This is a genomic window from Afipia sp. GW823-FHT06G09 (assembly GCF_058794875.1).
On sequence record NZ_JBXAHF010000002.1, the window covers coordinates 678,135 to 694,107 of the forward strand.

Sequence of the window (15,973 nt, forward strand, 5' to 3'; positions counted from 1 at the left end):
ACGCCCGGCCATGACGATGCTACTGTCGATCGCAACAAACGCGCAGCATCGATCACGACGAGAGGCCGCCATGACAACCGAAAAATTCCAGTTTCCGGGCTCGGACGGGCAATTGCTGGCCGCCTCGCTGGACCTGCCCGACGGCGCACCGATCGCCTACGCGCTGTTTGCGCACTGCTTCACCTGCGGCCAGAATGTGCTGGCCGCCAAGCGGATCGCGGAAGGGCTGGCGAAGCACGGCATCGCGACGCTCCGGTTTGATTTCACCGGCATCGGCGCCAGCGAAGGCGAATTCGCCAACACCACCTTTTCCTCGAACATCGAAGACCTCGTGCTGGCGGCGGACCATCTGCGCAAGACCCGGCGCGCGCCGTCGATCCTGATCGGCCACAGCCTCGGCGGTGCCGCCATTCTGGCCGCAACATCGTTGATCCCCGAGGCAAAATGCGTCGCCACCGTCGCCGCGCCATCGGACCCCTCGCATGTCACGCACTGGTTCAAGGATCAGATTCCGGAGATCCGCGAGAAGGGCGAACTTGAAGTCTCGCTGGCGGGCCGGCCGTTCCGCATCAAGCGCGAATTTCTCGATGACATCGCGGAACACAGGCTGACGGAAACGGTGGCAAAACTGCACAAGCCGCTGCTGATCTTCCATTCGCCCACCGACGATACCGTTGGGATCAACAATGCGACGCATCTGTTTGTCGCCGCGAAGCATCCCAAGAGCTTCGTCTCGCTCACCGGCGCGGACCATCTGCTCTCGCAGAAGCAGGATGCGATCTATGTCGCCGACATGATCTCGGCCTGGGCGATACGCTATCTCGACGCAGAGCCTGCCGCGAAGACGGCCGTCGCAAATCCCGCGCCGGGCATTGTCGTGGTGAGCGAAACCGGCGCAAGCAAGCTCCAGAACATAATTGCTGCCGGCAAGCACCGCGTGCTCGCGGATGAGCCGCTCGATGTCGGCGGCATGGACAGCGGTCCCGGCCCTTACGATTTCCTGCTCGGAGCGCTTGGGGCCTGCACATCGATGACGATGCGGCTTTATGCCGAGCGCAAATCGATTCCGCTTACGCGCACCACCGTCACACTGAAGCACAGCCGCATCCACGCCCAGGACTGCGAGGAGTGCGAAACCAGGGAAGGCATGATCAGCAAGATCGACCGGACCATTGCGATGGAAGGCAATCTCGACGCCGAGCAGCGCAAGAAACTGATGGAAATCGCGGACAAGTGCCCGGTGCACCGGACACTGACGTCCGAGATCAAGATCGTGACAAGCGCGGTGGAGTAAAGCCACGTCAAGTCGATCTATATCGAAGCAACCCCCACCCCGGCGCTATGCGCCGACCCTCCCCACAAGTGGGAGGGAGAAAAGACACTCTGCGCTGACAGCGTGCACCATCCCTCCCCTCGAGGTGGCTGACCCTTGGTCAGCCGGGCGGGGTGACTGCTGAGCTGTATCAACCAAGCGTGAGGAGCTATTTCGACGGCACCTTGGCGCGCCGTGGCCGCGACAGATAGTCGATGGTTTCGGGACGATCCCTGAGCCAGCCGGACCAGCGCCTGAGAATTTTCACCATCCGCGCAGGCTCGACGCCGAGCTGCGCCATGGCGACGCCGCCGTTCACCGACTCGCGGTATTCCGCGATCAGCCCGTCGCGCATAATGAACCGGCTCATGCCGTCGATCACCACGAATTGGCCGGCGAACTGCGGCACCGTCGAGGTGAAACTCCACAGCGACCACGCGTAACCCATGTCGCCGTTGCAGACGGGATCGAACATTTCCCAGCGATAGTCGTCGCCGGCATCGCGATGGAACAGACGCTCCATCATGTGTGCGATTTCGGCCCGGCCTGTATGCGCGCCGTAAATGTAATCGTAGTAGATCGCGTCTTCGGTGAAATGCGCGGCGAACCGCGCGCCGTCGCCGGATTCCGCTGACAGCGTGAAGTCGTTCAGCAGGCGCGCGAAGCCGTCCTGATCCATCACTCGGCCGCGAGCGATGCGATCGGTGATTGCGCGGGCGGCGGGCGATGCAGCCAGCCATCGAGGAAGGCCGTCAGCCAGGCCCGCTCTGCAAGATCGTGCACCATACGCCCGGTGAAATGCTCGGCGCGCGAGCGCGCGCCCGGAAGCGACATGCGATCATGCCCGCGCGTGGTCCAGCGATGCAGCATCGCGTGGGTCACGTCGGGATGAAACTGAATGCCGAAGCATCGCCCGGTGCGATAAGCCTGCACCGGAAAATCATCGCCCTCGGCCAGCAGTTCCGTGCCTGCGGGAAGCTCGAAGCCTTCGCGGTGCCATTGATAGACATGGTCGGGCCAGTGCGAGCAGATTTTCCGGCCCGCTTCGGTCGGGCGGATCGGATAATAGCCGACTTCGGCGCGGCCTTCGGGATGCGGCGCGACCTTCGCGCCGAGATGTTTGGCGAGGATCTGCGCCCCGAGACAAATTCCGAGATACGGACGCTTTTCCTTCAGCGGCACCGCAAGCCAGTCGATCTCGCGACGGATGAAATCCTCGTTGTCGTTGGCGCTCATCGGGCCGCCGAACATGATCGCGCCAGCATAGTGGTCGAGGGTTTCGGGCAGGGCATCGCCAAACACCGGGCGGCGGACGTCGAGAGGATGACCCATCGCGCGCAGGGCGTTGCCGACACGGCCAGGCGTGGACATCGGCCCGTGCAGAATGATGAGCACCGGAAGCGCAGTGAACCGGCCGCAAGTCGTCAGGCCGAAGTCGCTTGGTCGATCACCATCAGGCCGCAGCATGGATTCAGTCTTTTCAATCCCCAGCGGAGGACAAGCGCCTCTATTGAACGCCGAAATTGAAAATATTGTGTTGCCGCGGCTCCGTCGAGCCGGGATTTCGCGCAGGTGGTCTGCGCACTTGCCCGTTTTCGAGGCCGTCGCCTAGCGCTTCTGCTGCACCCTGGCGACCGAGGCCAGTACCAGGCTGCGAGGGGCGAAACGGAGCATAAACGGGATCATGCGCACCCCGACGCCCGGAAGCACCAGCCGCTTGTTCGACATCAGCCCGCGATAGCCCGCCCGCGCCACCGCCGCGGCGGACACGTTCAGGACCGCCGAATCCAGCCCCGGATTGAACCCGGCCACGCCCTGGAATTCGGTCGGCACCGGGCCCGGACACAAGGCCGTGACCCGCACGCCCTTTGGCCCGAGTTCGCCGCGCATCGCCTCGGTGAACGACAGGACGTAGGCCTTGGTGGCGTAATAGACCGCCATCCGCGGGCCGGGCAGGAATGAGGCAATCGAGGCGACGTTGAGAATGCCGCCGCGATGGCGGACCAGGCTGTCGGCAAAGCGCAGGGTCAGGTCGGTCAGCACGCGGACATTCAGGTCGACCATCGCGAGCTGCTGCTCGCGGTCGAGTTCGAGGGCTTCGCCGAACAGGCCATAGCCCGCATTGTTGACCACCGTGTCGACCTCGACATCCATGGCCTTCAGCTCCGCCGCGATCTGCTCGCATGCGCCGGCGGCACACAGATCGCTGGTGATGAGAGCGGGCCGCGGGTGTCCGGCGGCGGTGATCTCATCGGCGAGAAGCTTGAGGCGATCGTCGCGACGCGCGACCAGCACGGTGTTATAGCCGTTCGACGCAAAGATGCGCGCCAGCTCTGCGCCGATGCCCGACGAGGCACCCGTAATCAACGTGACGCGTTTGGTCATGAATACATTCAGCGTTTTGAGTTTAGCGAGGGCGAAGAAAGAAGGAAAAATCGTTCGGAGAATATAACGTTATGTCGCTTCGTCGGGCGTAAGCCGGCTGTCGGCGACACGGTGCTTGAGATTAAGACGGTCGCGCGAGGAAATGCCGAGCAGATCGGCTGCGCGCCAGACAATATTGTCCTCGAATTCGGAAACGTGGCCATCGGCGAAGACAAGCTCCCACATCATTTCGATGATGCGAAGCCGGCCTTCTTCGTTGACCGCGCGCATGATGACGCTGGTGAAGTGATAGAGGTCAACCGCCTCGCCTTCGACCAAGGTTGCATCGGCGATCAGTTTGTCGGCCGTTCCGGGATCGAGATCGAACCGGTATTCGAGCAGCGCATGAAGCTTCCGCTTCTCGGTCTCCGAGGGTTCGCCATCAAGGGAAATGACATGGATAAGGAGCGCGGTAGCCGCCAGCCGGTAATCATTGTCGGCGAAGGTGCGGTTCTCATGCCCGGCGGGGGAAACGACGTCCGAAATGAAGTGGCGTAATTTGTCGAGCATCAATCTCTGCTATCGGAAACGGGACCAGATCGAAGCATGACCCCGGAACGCGGGGAGCGGTTTTCGGATGAGATCATGCCCATACAAAATTCTAAGGCACAAAATCATCGGGTTCTATGGCCTGAAAATGAAACTCTGGCAATCTTGGCCCGGTTCCCGGGCGGCGCTCACCGCGAATTGCCCGCAGAAGGCGGGGACTTGCGCGGGAACGGGCGGGTTATGACACAGAGCTGTCATGGAATCTCGTAAATCACCACTTTGTCGGCGATTCCGCGCAGTTCGACGCTCTTTTCCGCCGGGGTAAGTCCCGCCTTGTCGAGCAGCTCCATTACTGCGGCCGATTTGACCACCGGGCCGGTGGCGTTGATCGCCCGCTCGGTCGCCTGACCCTGCACCCGTGCCGCGATATTGACGGTCTGGCCGAAATAATCCTGGCGATCGTTCAGCATCACCGCCAGACACGCGCCTTCGTGGATGCCGATCTTGACCAGCAGATCCTTGGTCCCGCGCTGTTCGTTCAACTCATCCATGGCCTTGCGCATGCGGATGCCGGCCGCGACCGCCTGCTCGGGGCGGACGAAGGTCGCCATCACCGCATCTCCGATGGTTTTCACCACCGCACCTCCCTCGGACGCAATGATCTCGAGCAGCGCGCGGAAATGCGCGCGGACCAGATCGAAAGCGGCCAGGTCGCCGACCCGCTCATAAAGCGCGGTCGATCCCTTGAGATCGGTGAACAGGAACGTCAGCGACGTGATCTTGAGACGCTGGTCGATGCTGAGATTGTCGGCCTTGTAGAGATCGCGGAACGTCTGGTTCGCAAGAATGCGTTTCGCGGTGACGATCGGCTTGCGCTTGCCGAGCAGGTCGTGGAGCGCATCGCCGGCGATCCACACCGAGGGCAGCACGCGGTTTTTCGACTGGTTTTCCAGCGTCAGCCGCAACGGACCGGGGCGCATCTCGACGGTGCCGGTCGGCGCATGCACGCCGTCAAATGTCAGCGATGCATTCTGCTTCTCTTTGGTCGGCTCGCCCTTTACGTCGAGGAACAACGCCGAATGGGTCACCGGCTCGAACACGATGACGAACTCCGCCGGCAATTGCAGTGAGACAACCGCCTTTTCGCCCGCAGCCAGTTCCACCGCTTCCAGCGTTGCCTCGTTCACAAGACGGCCGAACGAATCCTCGTTGATGTCGATCCCCGAACTCCAGAAAATCTGCCGCCAGTAATCCCAGCTCGGCAGCGTGTGCGGATCGTGCGCCGCGATCCGGCGCACCCGCGGGCTGACCGTGAATGCGACCTCGACCTGATCGTCGATCGACGCCTGATAGCCAGCGGCGCACAGACCGCAATGATAGTCCTCGGGCTGAAGCTGCTTGAGGGTGTCATGCGCGCCGAGCACACCGCTGCATCCGGGGCACAGCACGTTCCAGGTCAGATCGAAGATGCCGATCTGCGAGGCGTGGAGGAACCCCGAGATTACCTTTTCTTCGGCAAGGCCTGTTCTGGCGGCGAATTCGATCAGATTGATCCGGTTCAGCTCATGATCGGCGCCGGTCTCGACCAACGTCTGGATCGCATCCGCCACCTTCGGATCGGCGGTCTGCTTCAGGGTCGCGTACAGAGAATTGAAGTCGGTCATCGCCGCAGTTTACGGCAGATCGGCCGGGTATCCAAGTAATGCCTGCGATGGACTGGCCGGGGACTTGCCCCGGCCGATCACGTTTTCGCGTCAGTTTCCGTACAGGTAGTCCGGCAGCCACAGGGTCAGGGCGGGCCACAGATACATCAGCACCATGCAGACGATGACGATCAGCATGTAAGGCATCATGCCTGCGAAAATCTGATTGAGCGTGACATGCTTCGGCGCAACGCCCTTCAGATAAAACGCCGACATCGCCACCGGCGGCGACAGGAACGCCGCCTGCAGATTGACGAACACCAGCACGCCCCACAGGACCGGATCGATGCCGAAGTGCTTCAGCATCGGCAGGAAGATCGGCACGAAGATCACGATGATCTCGGTCCATTCCAGCGGCCAGCCGAGAATGAAGATGATCACCTGCGACAGGATCATGAACTGAACCGGCGTCAGGTTGAGCGACAGCACCCAGCTCTCCAGCAGCGCCTGCCCGCCGAGGATCGCGAACACCGCCGAGAACAGCGCGGAGCCGACGAACAGCCAGCACACCATGGATGTGGTTTTGGCGGTGAGGAACACCGCCTCCTTGGTGCGCTTCCAGTCGAGCGTGCGCGCCTGGAAGGCGAGCAGGAACGCGCCCGCCGCACCGACCGCGGCGGATTCCGTCGCCGTCGTGATGCCGAGCAGGATCACCGCCAGCACCACCACCGTCAGGATGCCGAGCGGCATCACCGATGATACCAGAAGCCGCAGCACCTCGAACTGCTCCGCGCCCATGGTCCAGTAATAGTAAAGCAGCAGCAGCCCGAAGATCGCGCAGGTGAACGCGAAGTACGTGTAGAACTGCGGCGGCGGACCTGCCTCCGCAGGCGCAGCCGTGCGCTGGCCGCGCAACTCGGCATTGCCCATTTCCTGCAGCGTTTCGGGCTCGCTCTTCTGCTCGTCAGCGGTCGCGCTGCCAAGCTCCTGCAGCTTCTCTTCCGCAGGCTCGGCGGTGGAGGCTCCCGCACCGAGCTGCTGGCTGACAGCGGCGGGCGGCGGCGGCGCATCGGGCTGCTGGTGGATCACGACATACCACCACGCGCCCCACAGCGTTCCCACCGTGAGAATCAGCGGCACTAGGGCATAGCCGAGATTCTTGAGCAGCATGCCGTAGCCAACGCGCACGCCATCGGCCGTGATCGCCAAAGCCCGCGACGGCAACACCGCGGCGGTCAGCAACGCCGGAAGCATCTTGTCGGAGTAGGATTTCTGTAGTTCGCTGACCCACGGCCGCACCGGCACGCGCGTCTCGCTCTCCTTCAGCTTGGGGGCGATCTTCGGATTCAGAATCGCCCAGCCGATGATGTAGACGAGATACAGCAGCGCCAGAAAGAAGCCGGGGAACATCGTTGCGGCATAGAGTTTCACGACCGACTGGCCGGCGACCGCCGCATAGACGATGATCATGACCGACGGCGGAATCAGGATGCCGAGCGTGCCGCCGGCGGTGATGACGCCGGATGCGAGCTTCACGTCATAACCGGCCTTCAGCATCGGATTGAAAGCGATAACGCCCATCAGCACCACGACCGCGCCGACCAGCCCTGAGGCGATGCCCCAGAAGGTGCAGACGATCAGTGTCGCCACGGCGAGCGAGGCGGGCACGCGCCGGAACGCGAGCTGGATCGAATAGAACATCTTGTCCACCAGCGCGCCGCGCTCCATGACGTAACCCATGAGCACGAACAGCGGAATGGAGATCAGGACGTCATTGGTCATCGCGCCGTAGGTGCGCTGGACCATCAGGTCGAAGATGTGGTTGTCGGCCCACGACTCGCCTGTCCGGTGATAGGCGAACAGGCCGAAGAACATGCCGAGCCCCATCAGCGTGAACGCCGTGGGGAAACCCATGATGATGACGACCACGATCAGGCCGAGCATCAGCAGTCCAAGTGCGGGATCGCTCATTTCAACAGATCTCCGCCCATGCCGCGCTGACGCGCGCTTTCCTCGATGTTCGCCGCCTTCTCGATCGCGATCTTGCGCGATTCCTCGTCGACGTACTCGCTGTTGGCGAGTTGCTCGCCGACGACGTCGATTTCCGACACGTCCTTCAGACGCTCCGGCCATTCGCCGGTCCTGAGGCAAATGATGCAGCGCATGATTTCGGCGGCGCCCTGCAGCAGCACCAGCGCGCCGGCCAGCGGAATCATGAACTTGAACTGCCAGACTGGGGGGCCGTCGGCGGTGACATTGGAGTGTTCGTCGATGCGCCACGACACGACGGCGTAGTCCCAGCCCGCATAAACCAGCGCCGCGATGCCGGGCAAGAAGAACAGGATGTAGAGAACCAGGTCGAGCATCGCCTGCCGGCGCGGCTTCATCGAACTGTAGAGAAAGTCACCGCGCACATGTCCGTTCTGCGCCAGCGTATAGGCGCCGGCGATCATGAACAGCGTGCCGTACATCATGTTCGAGGCATCGAAGATCCATGCCGTCGGCATGTTCAGCATATAGCGCTTGAAAACCTCAGCGCAGACCAGAAGCATCAGTCCGACAATCAGCCACGCGGCGGCCTTGCCGGTCCACGTACTGATGCCATCGATTGTATGCAGCACACGTTGCGCGCTCATGGGAACGTCATCCGTCATGAAGAAGGGCAGAGCAATCTAGGAAACGATACAAAGCACCACCCGGGATTGTCATCCCGGATGATGCCATGTTCGTAATGATTATTGCGTCAGGTCTTCTTCTTGGCGTTCGGCCCGAAGTAGTGGTTGTAAGCCATGCGACGGCTCACCACCGTATCCTGCTCCCACTGGGTCGCCCGCTTGGCAAACGCCAGCTGGGATTCAACGATTTCCTTGAACAGCGGATTTTCCGCCGACTTCTTCTCCGCGACCTGATCGAAAATCTCGAGCTGCTTCTGCAACACCGAGTCAGGCGTCTTGTAGAACTTCACCTTGTCCTTGGACTGCATCTCTTCGTAGTCCTTGGAATAGCGGTCGATCGCCTTCCAGGCCATGTCCTGTCCGGCCGCTTCGGCGGCGTTATCAAGGATCGCCCTGATCTTCGCCGGCAGAGCGTTGTACTTGTCCTTGTTGAACATGATTTCGAACTGCTCGGCGTTCTGGTGATAGCTCTGCAGCATGCAGACCTTGGACACGTCGGGGAAGCCGAGCACGCGATCCGACGAGGCGTTGTTGAACTCAGCCGCGTCGAGCAGGCCGCGGTCCATCGCCGCAACGATTTCGCCGCCGGGCAGCGCGTTGACCGCCGCACCCATGCCCGTGAACACGTCAATCGAGATGCCGACGGTGCGGAACTTGACGCCCTTGAGGTCGTCGGCCTTGGTCACCGGCTTCTTGAACCAGCCGAGCGGCTGGGTCGGCATCGGTCCGTACGGGAACGAGACGACATTGGCGCCGATCGAACTGTAGAGCTTTTCGAGCAACTGCTTGCCGCCGCCATACTTGTGCCAGGCGAGCAGCATGTTGGCGTCCATTGCATAGCCCGGACCAGAGCCCCACAGCGCCAAAGCGTTCTGCTTGCCGTAGTGATAGGCGAGCACGCCGTGGCCGCCGTCGAGCGTGCCCTTGGACACCGCTTCGAGCAACTGGAAGGCGGGAACGACCGCGCCCGCGGGCAGCACTTCGATCTTGAGATCGCCGCCGGTCATGTCGTTGACCTTCTTGGCGTAGTCCAGCGCGTATTCGTGGAAGATGTCCTTGGCCGGCCATGTGCTCTGGAAGCGCATGTTGGTCGGTCCGGTCTGCGCCAGAGCGGGCGTCGCTACCGTGGCGGCTGCGCCCGCGGCGGCAACCTTGAGGAAGTTGCGGCGGCTGGAGGTCTTCTCGCTGGAAGTCTTGTCTTTGTGTCGTTTCGTCATGGCGTTCTCCCCTGCTAGGCCAGCTCTTTTTGAACCGGCCTTTTTTTGATTGATGGCAAGACAAAGGCTTGCGGGGAGATTTGGCAAGAATGATCGGATGAATGCGACTCTTCGACGCGGCCTGCGCGCATGGCATCTAAGACTTTGGAATAAGAGCGGTCATTCGCTTGTTAATGACTTACCGGCTTCGCCGCGTCGCAGCACAGCTTGCATGATGTCTGACGCATCATGGCGTGCGTCGCATGATCCGAAACATCGGCGACCGGTCCGGCTGAGTGGTCACCACGCCGACCGGCGTCACCGGCGCGCGGTCGAGCAGTTCGACCCTGAACATGCCGATCAGCTTCGCCAGCGCTAGGGTCGCTTCGGTCAGCGCGAACTGCGCGCCGATGCAGACACGCGGTCCGACACCGAACGGCAGATAGGCAAACCGGTCCGGCGGCGGACTGCCGGGCAGGAAGCGCGACGGACGGAATGCGTTCGGCTGGTCCCAGAGCTTTTCATGCCGGTGCAGCAGCCACGGCGAGATCAGCACAACGTCCTTCGCGGCGACGTCGGCGCCGGGCACGGTGTCGGGGCCGGCAGCCGCCCGCACGATCAGGAATGCCGGCGGATAAAGCCGCATGGTCTCGTCGAGCACCGCGCGGGTGAACGTCAGTCGCGTGGCATCGAGCGTGCCGGACGCAAGAGCGGCCTTTGCCTCCGCCGCCAACTCTTCCTGCGTCGCCGGGTCGAGCGCGAGCAGATAGAGCGACCAGAACAGCGCCGTCGCCGTGGTCTCGTGGCCGGCAAGGATCATGGTCGAGACCTGGTCGCCGAGCTGTTCGTCGGAAAAGGCCTCGCCGGTTTCCGGATCGCGCGCGGCCACCATGAGATCGAACAGATCGCGCGGCGCACCACCGTCGCCCGCGCCCATCGCACGGCGCTCAGTGATCAATCCGCGCATGAACCGCGTCCATCGCCGCCGGAACAGCGCGCGGGAGATATCGCTCGGGCTTGGCCAGCCCGGCGGCAGCAGCAGGTCGAAGAAGCGCGGCTGCGCGAGGCGCTCGCCGTAATCGTTCACAAAGCCGCGCAGGGCCGCGCCGTGCCTGTCGATCTCGAACGAGAACATCGTGCGCCCGGCAATATCGAGCGCCAGCCGCTGCATGGCCTCGCGGAGATCGACCGGCACACCGGTCTGCGCCCGCAACACGTCAATGGCATCGTCGGTCGCCGCCAGCATATGCGGCACCAGCAGCGGAATCGCGCGCGGTGCGAAGGCCGGCGCCAGCGTGCGGCGCTGGTTTTTCCAGGCCTTGCCCTCGGCCAGCAAAAGGCCCTCGCCGAGGATCGGCCGCAGCACACGGAAGGCGGCGGGCGTGCGGGTATAGTTTTCATAGTTCTCAACGAGCACATGCCGGATCGCGTCCGGCGTGTTGAGAATGAAACTGCTGCGCCCGAAAAACCGCCCCTGAACGATATCCTCTTCGTAGGCACGCGGTCCCCAACTGGCGATGGCGTTTTGCCGGATCAGGGCGAGACGGCCGAGCGGCGACAGATCGTCCGGCGCGAGCGGAGGCCGCGGCGGGACCAGCGGCGGCCGCTGCATCGGTGCGTCAAGGACTTCGGCAATGCTCATGCGCTGCAGCTCCAGCATCAGACGGGAGTTTATCACCCGGCTGGGAAACAACCGTACACGTCATTGCGAGCGAAGCGAAGCACTCCCAGAGCGACGCAATTAAAACAAGCTGGTTGCTTCGTCGCTACCGCTCCTCGCAATGACACCGCTTCAGTTCGCCGTGGCGCCCGAGGCCTTGACCACCTCGGCCCACTTCGCGCGCTCGGCCGCAATGAACGCGGTGAACTGGTCGGGGGTCATCGGCGAGGGCACCGCACCGATCTCGGTGAGCTTGGTCACGGTGTCCGGCATTTCAAGAATGCGCTTCACTTCCGCCGCCATCTTGTCGACGACCGGACGCGGCGTTCCGGCAGGCGCGAACAGCCCGTGCCATGAGGTCGCGTCGAAACCTTTCAGCGTGTCGGCGATCGGCGGCACGTCCGGCGCAGTTGGAGAGCGCTGCGGGCTGGTCACGCCCAGCGCGCGCACCGTGCCGGCCTTGGCCTGCGGCCACGCCAGCGTGATGTTGTCGAACGCGAGGTCGATATGACCCCCGGTCAGATTCTGCATGATCTCGTTGGACGAGCGATACGGCACGTGGGTCATCTTCGTGCCGGTCGCGATCTTGAACAGTTCCGCCGCAAGATGAATCGAGGTGCCGACGCCGGACGAACCGTAATTCAGCTTGTCGGGATTCGCTTTCACATAGGCGACGAATTCGGCAACGTTCTTCACCGGCAGCGAATTCTTCACGACCAGCATGTTCGGCAGCCGCGCAATCAGCGAGACCGGCTGGAAATCCTTCGCCGCATCGAACGTCAGGTTCGCGTAGAGCGTCGGGTTGATGGCATGGGTCGAGACGGTACCGAGCAGCAGCGTGTAACCGTCGTTCGGCGCCTTGGCGACCGCAGCCGCGCCGATGTTGCCGCCCGCACCGCCGCGGTTTTCAACCACAAAGGATTGACCGAACGTCACCTGCATGTGGCTGGCGAGCAGCCGGGCGAAAAGGTCGGCGGTGCCGCCCGCCGTGAATGGAACGATAATCGTAACATTGCGCGACGGCCAGGCATCCTGGGCGCGGCCGGGCGAGACTGTCTGGAAGACAAGGCAAAGCGCCGCGAACGCGGCGACAGCAAAACGCATGGTCACTCTCCCTGAGTGCGCGCTCATGACGCCGATCACGACTGCCTGACCACGCTTGTTCTTGGTTCCTTCATTTCGGCACAGGCCGCGCGCAAGCGCAATGGTAACGGAACCCGCTGGACGCCGCTCCGGAGCCGGACAATTGCGCACCGCTTACGCAGAGCTGTCATGAAAAGGCCTTTCCGCCACCGCCGAGACTTGATATTTCACATGCGAAATATATAGGAGGCGACATGACGACCGACCGTCGGCTGATTTTTCTGATGACCGTGGGTTATCGCAGACTGCAGCGAGGTATCGAACAGCACATGCTCACGGAAGACGGCCTGACTTCGGCGCAATCCGGGGTGCTGTTCTTTCTTGGCCGGAACGATGGCGCGCTGATCGGCGATATCTCCGCCGCTCTCGATATCGTGCCGTCCGCCATTACGGGCCTAGCGGACCGGATGGAGAGAGCGGGACTGATCAAGCGAAAACGCGACGGTGCGGATGGCCGTGCGCAGCGCGTCTATCTGACCGAAACCGGAGAGAAGATCCGCAAACGCGCCGTGACCCGGGCGCAGGCCGTCAACAGCACACTGATGGAAGGTTTTACGGACAAGGAAATCGACGTCGTTTCGCGCTGGCTGGTGAGCCTGCAAACAAAATTCCCGAAGGACAATTCCTAGATTTCGATATGAAAGGAAAAGCAGACCATGACTGAATTCGTAAAGAGTGAGCTGGATTCCGGTGTCCTGACGCTGACCCTGACGCGTCCGGAAAAAATGAATGCCATCACCAACGCGATGTATGCCGCTCTCGCGGACGCGCTGGAAACAGCGGAAAAGGACCCGGCGATCCGCGTGGTTGTGTTTCAGGGCGACGGCGACCACTTCACCGCCGGCAACGACATGGGCGATTTCGCCGCGCAATCGAAAGATCCCAGCATCGTGGCACACTCGCCGCGGTTCATCACCAATCTCGGCATCGCCACCAAACCGCTGATCGCGGCGGTGCAGGGCAACGCAGTCGGAATCGGCACGACCATGCTGCTGCATTGCGATCTCGTTTACGTCACGCCGACGGCGCGGCTGATCACGCCGTTCGTGAATATCGCGCTGGTGCCGGAAGCGGCCTCGACCCATCTCCTGCAGGGACGAATCGGTTATGCCCGCGCCTACGAGATGTTCGCGCTGGGCGAACCCATGAGCGGCGAAACCGCAGTCTCGCTCGGCCTCGTCAATGCAGTCGTTCCCGTCGAAGAGCTGCGCAAGAAGACGCGCGATACCGCGCTCAAGCTGGCCAAGCAGCCCGCCGGATCGCTGTCGCACACCAAGGCGCTGATGCGGGATACCGCCGCGATCACCGCGCAGATCAGTCGCGAAGGCGCCCTGCTCAAGGAACGGCTCAAGGGACCGGAAGCGCGCGAAGCACTCACCGCTTTCGCCGAGCGCCGAAAGCCCGACTTCACCAAAATCGCAGGCTAACCCCGACGGGCTGGTCACATCGTGATCAGCCCCGATCGCGGGACTGTCAGGACCGCAGGGCACGGAACGCGCAAAGGGTTCCCGTGCCTGACCATTGTTCGCTACGGCCGATGGCGCGCCTCGCAAGTCCGTAATAGTGTCCAGTCAGCAGGCAGGCTAACAACCGCGCTGAATGATGGATGCAATGACACACGCGATCGCCGGAATCGACCTGATGTTGGCCAAGCAGTCGGCCGTTGATGCACAGGGCGGGTTGCGGGACGCCCGGATCGACGGCGTCGAATTTCGCCCGTCCCGGCCGGTCCCGCATAGCGACGGCCATATGTGCGAGGTCGCCCGGGCAAACTGGGACATCGTCAAGTCACCGATCGTCCAGGTTCATGTCACCACAACGCTTCCCGGCCGCGTCCGCGCCTGGGGCCTGCATCAGCAAACAACCGACCGGCTGTTTGTTGTGTCGGGCCTGGTCAAGATTGTCGTGTTCGACGGCAGGAAGGACTCTCCGACATTCGGCAAGCTCAACGAGTTCATGATCAGCGAACGCAATCCCGCGCTTCTGACGATTGCACCCAATCTGTTTCACGGCTGGAAGAACATCGGCCAGACCGAAGCCGTCATCATCAACATGCCGGACAGAATGTATAACCACGAAAGCCCCGATGCCCTCGACCTGCCGTGGGATTCCGAGGCCGCCGCCGCAACGGTGCCATACCATTGGTGACCCGGCCCGCGATTACTGTCGTCATCCCGACCTATAACTGGAGCGCCGCACTTCGCTGCGCCATTCGCTCGGTGCTGCTGCAAACCGAACAGAACTTTGAAATCCTGGTGGTCGGCGACGGCTGCACCGACGATTCGGCGGATGTGGTGGCGTCGTTCGGCGATGCCCGCATCCACTGGCACAACCTCGACCGCAACTACGGCTCGCAATGGGCCGCGAACAATTACGCGATCGAGCATGCGGCCTCGGACTGGATCGCCTATCTCGGCCACGACGACATCTGGTACCCGACGCATCTGGAAGCGATCCTGCGCGCGGCCAAAGAACATGACGCCGAAGTCGTCACCAGCGTGATGGCGCTCTACGGCCCGCCGGATTCCGGCATCCGTGGAATAGCCGGCCTGTTCTCGTCCGGAAGCTATTCGGCCAGCGACTTCGTGCCGCCGTCCGCATTCGCCCACAAGACATCGATTTACGGCGACGGCATCAAATGGCAGGATCCCGCCTCAGTCACCGTGCCGATGGATGCTCTGTTCATGAGCCGGGCCGCCATGGCGGCGAAGCGCTTTGCTTCCACCCGCGAACTGACCTCGTTCAAGTTCAACGCCGCATGGCGGCGGGATTCCTACAAGATCAAGTCCACCGACGAGCAACAGCGATTGCTGGAACGGATTCAGTCGGATGCCGATTTCCGGTCCCGGGAATTGATCGACATCATGGATGCCGTCGTCAAAGGCAAGTTCCTGAAAATTGAAATGCCGGCGCAAGGCGTCGAACCCGGTTCGGCCGTGCGCCTCAGCCGCAAGAACAAGGGGGCCGACAGCCGGTTTTCCGCGTCGGAGATGCAGCGCGTCACCGGCAAGACCCGTTTCGATCTGACCCGGCAGGACATGCCGTTCGAATGGTACCACGTCGAAAAGCATCCGCGTTACAAAACCTTCCGGTGGAGCGGACCAAGCCGCCGCTCCACCATCGACCTGCCGGTTTATTTCGAGACGGACCTGCTGATCAGCATCATTGCCGTCAATTCGCTGGCGCCGCCCGAGACAATCCGGGTTCTGCTGCGGGACCAGCCGCTGCCACATCGCATTCGGAAGAAACTTCTCGGCGGGTTCGTCATCGAGGCCGAAGCGCGCGTTGCCGATGTTCCGCCGTCAGATCGCGATTTCGGAATCACGCTCGAGGTCGATGCGACGCGCCGTCCCCGCGACACCGGAATGGGCGACGACAACCGGTGGCTCGGCGTGGCTGTGGCGCGCATCGAACTTGAGCCGCTGAAGTGA

The 15,973-nt window shown here is 62.4% G+C and carries 15 protein-coding genes; 5 read left to right on the forward strand and 10 right to left on the reverse strand.

Annotated elements, in window-relative coordinates:
- Positions 1–70 precede the first annotated feature (70 nt).
- A complete protein-coding gene (locus tag AC1Q67_RS10845; RefSeq protein WP_492234126.1) occupies positions 71–1,294 on the forward strand; it encodes a bifunctional alpha/beta hydrolase/OsmC family protein in 1,224 nt (407 codons plus the stop codon).
- Between the two features lie 187 nt (positions 1,295–1,481).
- Here the strand turns inward: AC1Q67_RS10845 and AC1Q67_RS10850 are convergent, their stop codons facing one another.
- From AC1Q67_RS10850 to AC1Q67_RS10895, 10 genes are all read right to left on the reverse strand, one after another.
- Positions 1,482–1,991 carry a nuclear transport factor 2 family protein gene (locus tag AC1Q67_RS10850; RefSeq protein ID WP_492234125.1) on the reverse strand — a complete coding sequence of 170 codons (510 nt, stop codon included), beginning with the start codon at positions 1,989–1,991 and terminating at the stop codon, positions 1,482–1,484.
- Positions 1,991–2,779, reverse strand: coding sequence for a glutamine amidotransferase (locus tag AC1Q67_RS10855; protein ID WP_029659493.1), 789 nt, complete (start codon positions 2,777–2,779; stop codon positions 1,991–1,993). The genes AC1Q67_RS10850 and AC1Q67_RS10855 overlap by 1 nt, the downstream gene beginning before the upstream one ends.
- A gap of 141 nt (positions 2,780–2,920) precedes the next feature.
- Entirely contained in the window at positions 2,921–3,697 is a 777-nt protein-coding gene (locus AC1Q67_RS10860) for an SDR family NAD(P)-dependent oxidoreductase (RefSeq protein WP_492234124.1), read from the reverse strand.
- A gap of 69 nt (positions 3,698–3,766) precedes the next feature.
- The gene (locus tag AC1Q67_RS10865; protein ID WP_492234123.1) at positions 3,767–4,246 is read right to left on the reverse strand and encodes a tellurite resistance TerB family protein; all 480 of its coding nucleotides are present in this window, start codon (positions 4,244–4,246) and stop codon (positions 3,767–3,769) included.
- 233 nt (positions 4,247–4,479) lie between these two features.
- Positions 4,480–5,889, reverse strand: a complete 1,410-nt coding sequence (locus AC1Q67_RS10870; protein ID WP_024576859.1) for an adenylate/guanylate cyclase domain-containing protein — start codon at positions 5,887–5,889, stop codon at positions 4,480–4,482.
- A gap of 90 nt (positions 5,890–5,979) precedes the next feature.
- Entirely contained in the window at positions 5,980–7,839 is a 1,860-nt protein-coding gene (locus AC1Q67_RS10875; RefSeq protein ID WP_492234122.1) for a TRAP transporter large permease, read from the reverse strand.
- Positions 7,836–8,504 (reverse strand): TRAP transporter small permease subunit, encoded by a 669-nt coding sequence (locus tag AC1Q67_RS10880; protein ID WP_024576857.1) that lies wholly within the window; start codon positions 8,502–8,504, stop codon positions 7,836–7,838. The genes AC1Q67_RS10875 and AC1Q67_RS10880 overlap by 4 nt, the downstream gene beginning before the upstream one ends.
- A 107-nt stretch (positions 8,505–8,611) precedes the next feature.
- The gene (locus AC1Q67_RS10885; protein WP_492234121.1) at positions 8,612–9,760 is read right to left on the reverse strand and encodes a TRAP transporter substrate-binding protein; all 1,149 of its coding nucleotides are present in this window, start codon (positions 9,758–9,760) and stop codon (positions 8,612–8,614) included.
- A gap of 226 nt (positions 9,761–9,986) precedes the next feature.
- On the reverse strand, positions 9,987–11,381 hold the full coding sequence (locus AC1Q67_RS10890) for a cytochrome P450 (protein ID WP_492234120.1): 1,395 nt from the start codon (positions 11,379–11,381) through the stop codon (positions 9,987–9,989).
- A 150-nt stretch (positions 11,382–11,531) separates the two neighbouring features.
- A complete protein-coding gene (locus tag AC1Q67_RS10895; protein WP_492234119.1) occupies positions 11,532–12,503 on the reverse strand; it encodes a Bug family tripartite tricarboxylate transporter substrate binding protein in 972 nt (323 codons plus the stop codon).
- 233 nt (positions 12,504–12,736) lie between these two features.
- On the opposite strand from AC1Q67_RS10895, the gene AC1Q67_RS10900 reads away from it, so the two are divergent.
- The 4 genes from AC1Q67_RS10900 (at position 12,737) to AC1Q67_RS10915 (ending at position 15,973) form a co-directional block, all read left to right on the forward strand.
- Positions 12,737–13,171 carry a MarR family winged helix-turn-helix transcriptional regulator gene (locus AC1Q67_RS10900; RefSeq protein ID WP_492234118.1) on the forward strand — a complete coding sequence of 145 codons (435 nt, stop codon included), beginning with the start codon at positions 12,737–12,739 and terminating at the stop codon, positions 13,169–13,171.
- 27 nt (positions 13,172–13,198) lie between these two features.
- Positions 13,199–13,969, forward strand: coding sequence for an enoyl-CoA hydratase (locus AC1Q67_RS10905; RefSeq protein WP_492234117.1), 771 nt, complete (start codon positions 13,199–13,201; stop codon positions 13,967–13,969).
- 184 nt (positions 13,970–14,153) lie between these two features.
- Positions 14,154–14,690, forward strand: coding sequence for a dTDP-4-dehydrorhamnose 3,5-epimerase family protein (locus tag AC1Q67_RS10910; protein WP_492234116.1), 537 nt, complete (start codon positions 14,154–14,156; stop codon positions 14,688–14,690).
- Positions 14,687–15,973 (forward strand): glycosyltransferase family 2 protein, encoded by a 1,287-nt coding sequence (locus AC1Q67_RS10915; protein ID WP_492235666.1) that lies wholly within the window; start codon positions 14,687–14,689, stop codon positions 15,971–15,973. The genes AC1Q67_RS10910 and AC1Q67_RS10915 overlap by 4 nt, the downstream gene beginning before the upstream one ends.

Excerpts from the sequence above, each read along its gene's own strand:
- AC1Q67_RS10845 (WP_492234126.1), top strand. The coding sequence starts at position 71 with ATGACAACCGAAAAATTCCAGTTTCCGGGCTCGGACGGGCAATTGCTG.
- AC1Q67_RS10850 (WP_492234125.1), bottom strand. The coding sequence starts at position 1,991 with ATGGATCAGGACGGCTTCGCGCGCCTGCTGAACGACTTCACGCTGTCA.
- AC1Q67_RS10855 (WP_029659493.1), bottom strand. The coding sequence starts at position 2,779 with ATGCTGCGGCCTGATGGTGATCGACCAAGCGACTTCGGCCTGACGACT.
- AC1Q67_RS10860 (WP_492234124.1), bottom strand. The coding sequence starts at position 3,697 with ATGACCAAACGCGTCACGTTGATTACGGGTGCCTCGTCGGGCATCGGC.
- AC1Q67_RS10865 (WP_492234123.1), bottom strand. The coding sequence starts at position 4,246 with ATGCTCGACAAATTACGCCACTTCATTTCGGACGTCGTTTCCCCCGCC.
- AC1Q67_RS10870 (WP_024576859.1), bottom strand. The coding sequence starts at position 5,889 with ATGACCGACTTCAATTCTCTGTACGCGACCCTGAAGCAGACCGCCGAT.
- AC1Q67_RS10875 (WP_492234122.1), bottom strand. The coding sequence starts at position 7,839 with ATGAGCGATCCCGCACTTGGACTGCTGATGCTCGGCCTGATCGTGGTC.
- AC1Q67_RS10880 (WP_024576857.1), bottom strand. The coding sequence starts at position 8,504 with ATGAGCGCGCAACGTGTGCTGCATACAATCGATGGCATCAGTACGTGG.
- AC1Q67_RS10885 (WP_492234121.1), bottom strand. The coding sequence starts at position 9,760 with ATGACGAAACGACACAAAGACAAGACTTCCAGCGAGAAGACCTCCAGC.
- AC1Q67_RS10890 (WP_492234120.1), bottom strand. The coding sequence starts at position 11,381 with ATGAGCATTGCCGAAGTCCTTGACGCACCGATGCAGCGGCCGCCGCTG.
- AC1Q67_RS10895 (WP_492234119.1), bottom strand. The coding sequence starts at position 12,503 with ATGCGTTTTGCTGTCGCCGCGTTCGCGGCGCTTTGCCTTGTCTTCCAG.
- AC1Q67_RS10900 (WP_492234118.1), top strand. The coding sequence starts at position 12,737 with ATGACGACCGACCGTCGGCTGATTTTTCTGATGACCGTGGGTTATCGC.
- AC1Q67_RS10905 (WP_492234117.1), top strand. The coding sequence starts at position 13,199 with ATGACTGAATTCGTAAAGAGTGAGCTGGATTCCGGTGTCCTGACGCTG.
- AC1Q67_RS10910 (WP_492234116.1), top strand. The coding sequence starts at position 14,154 with ATGACACACGCGATCGCCGGAATCGACCTGATGTTGGCCAAGCAGTCG.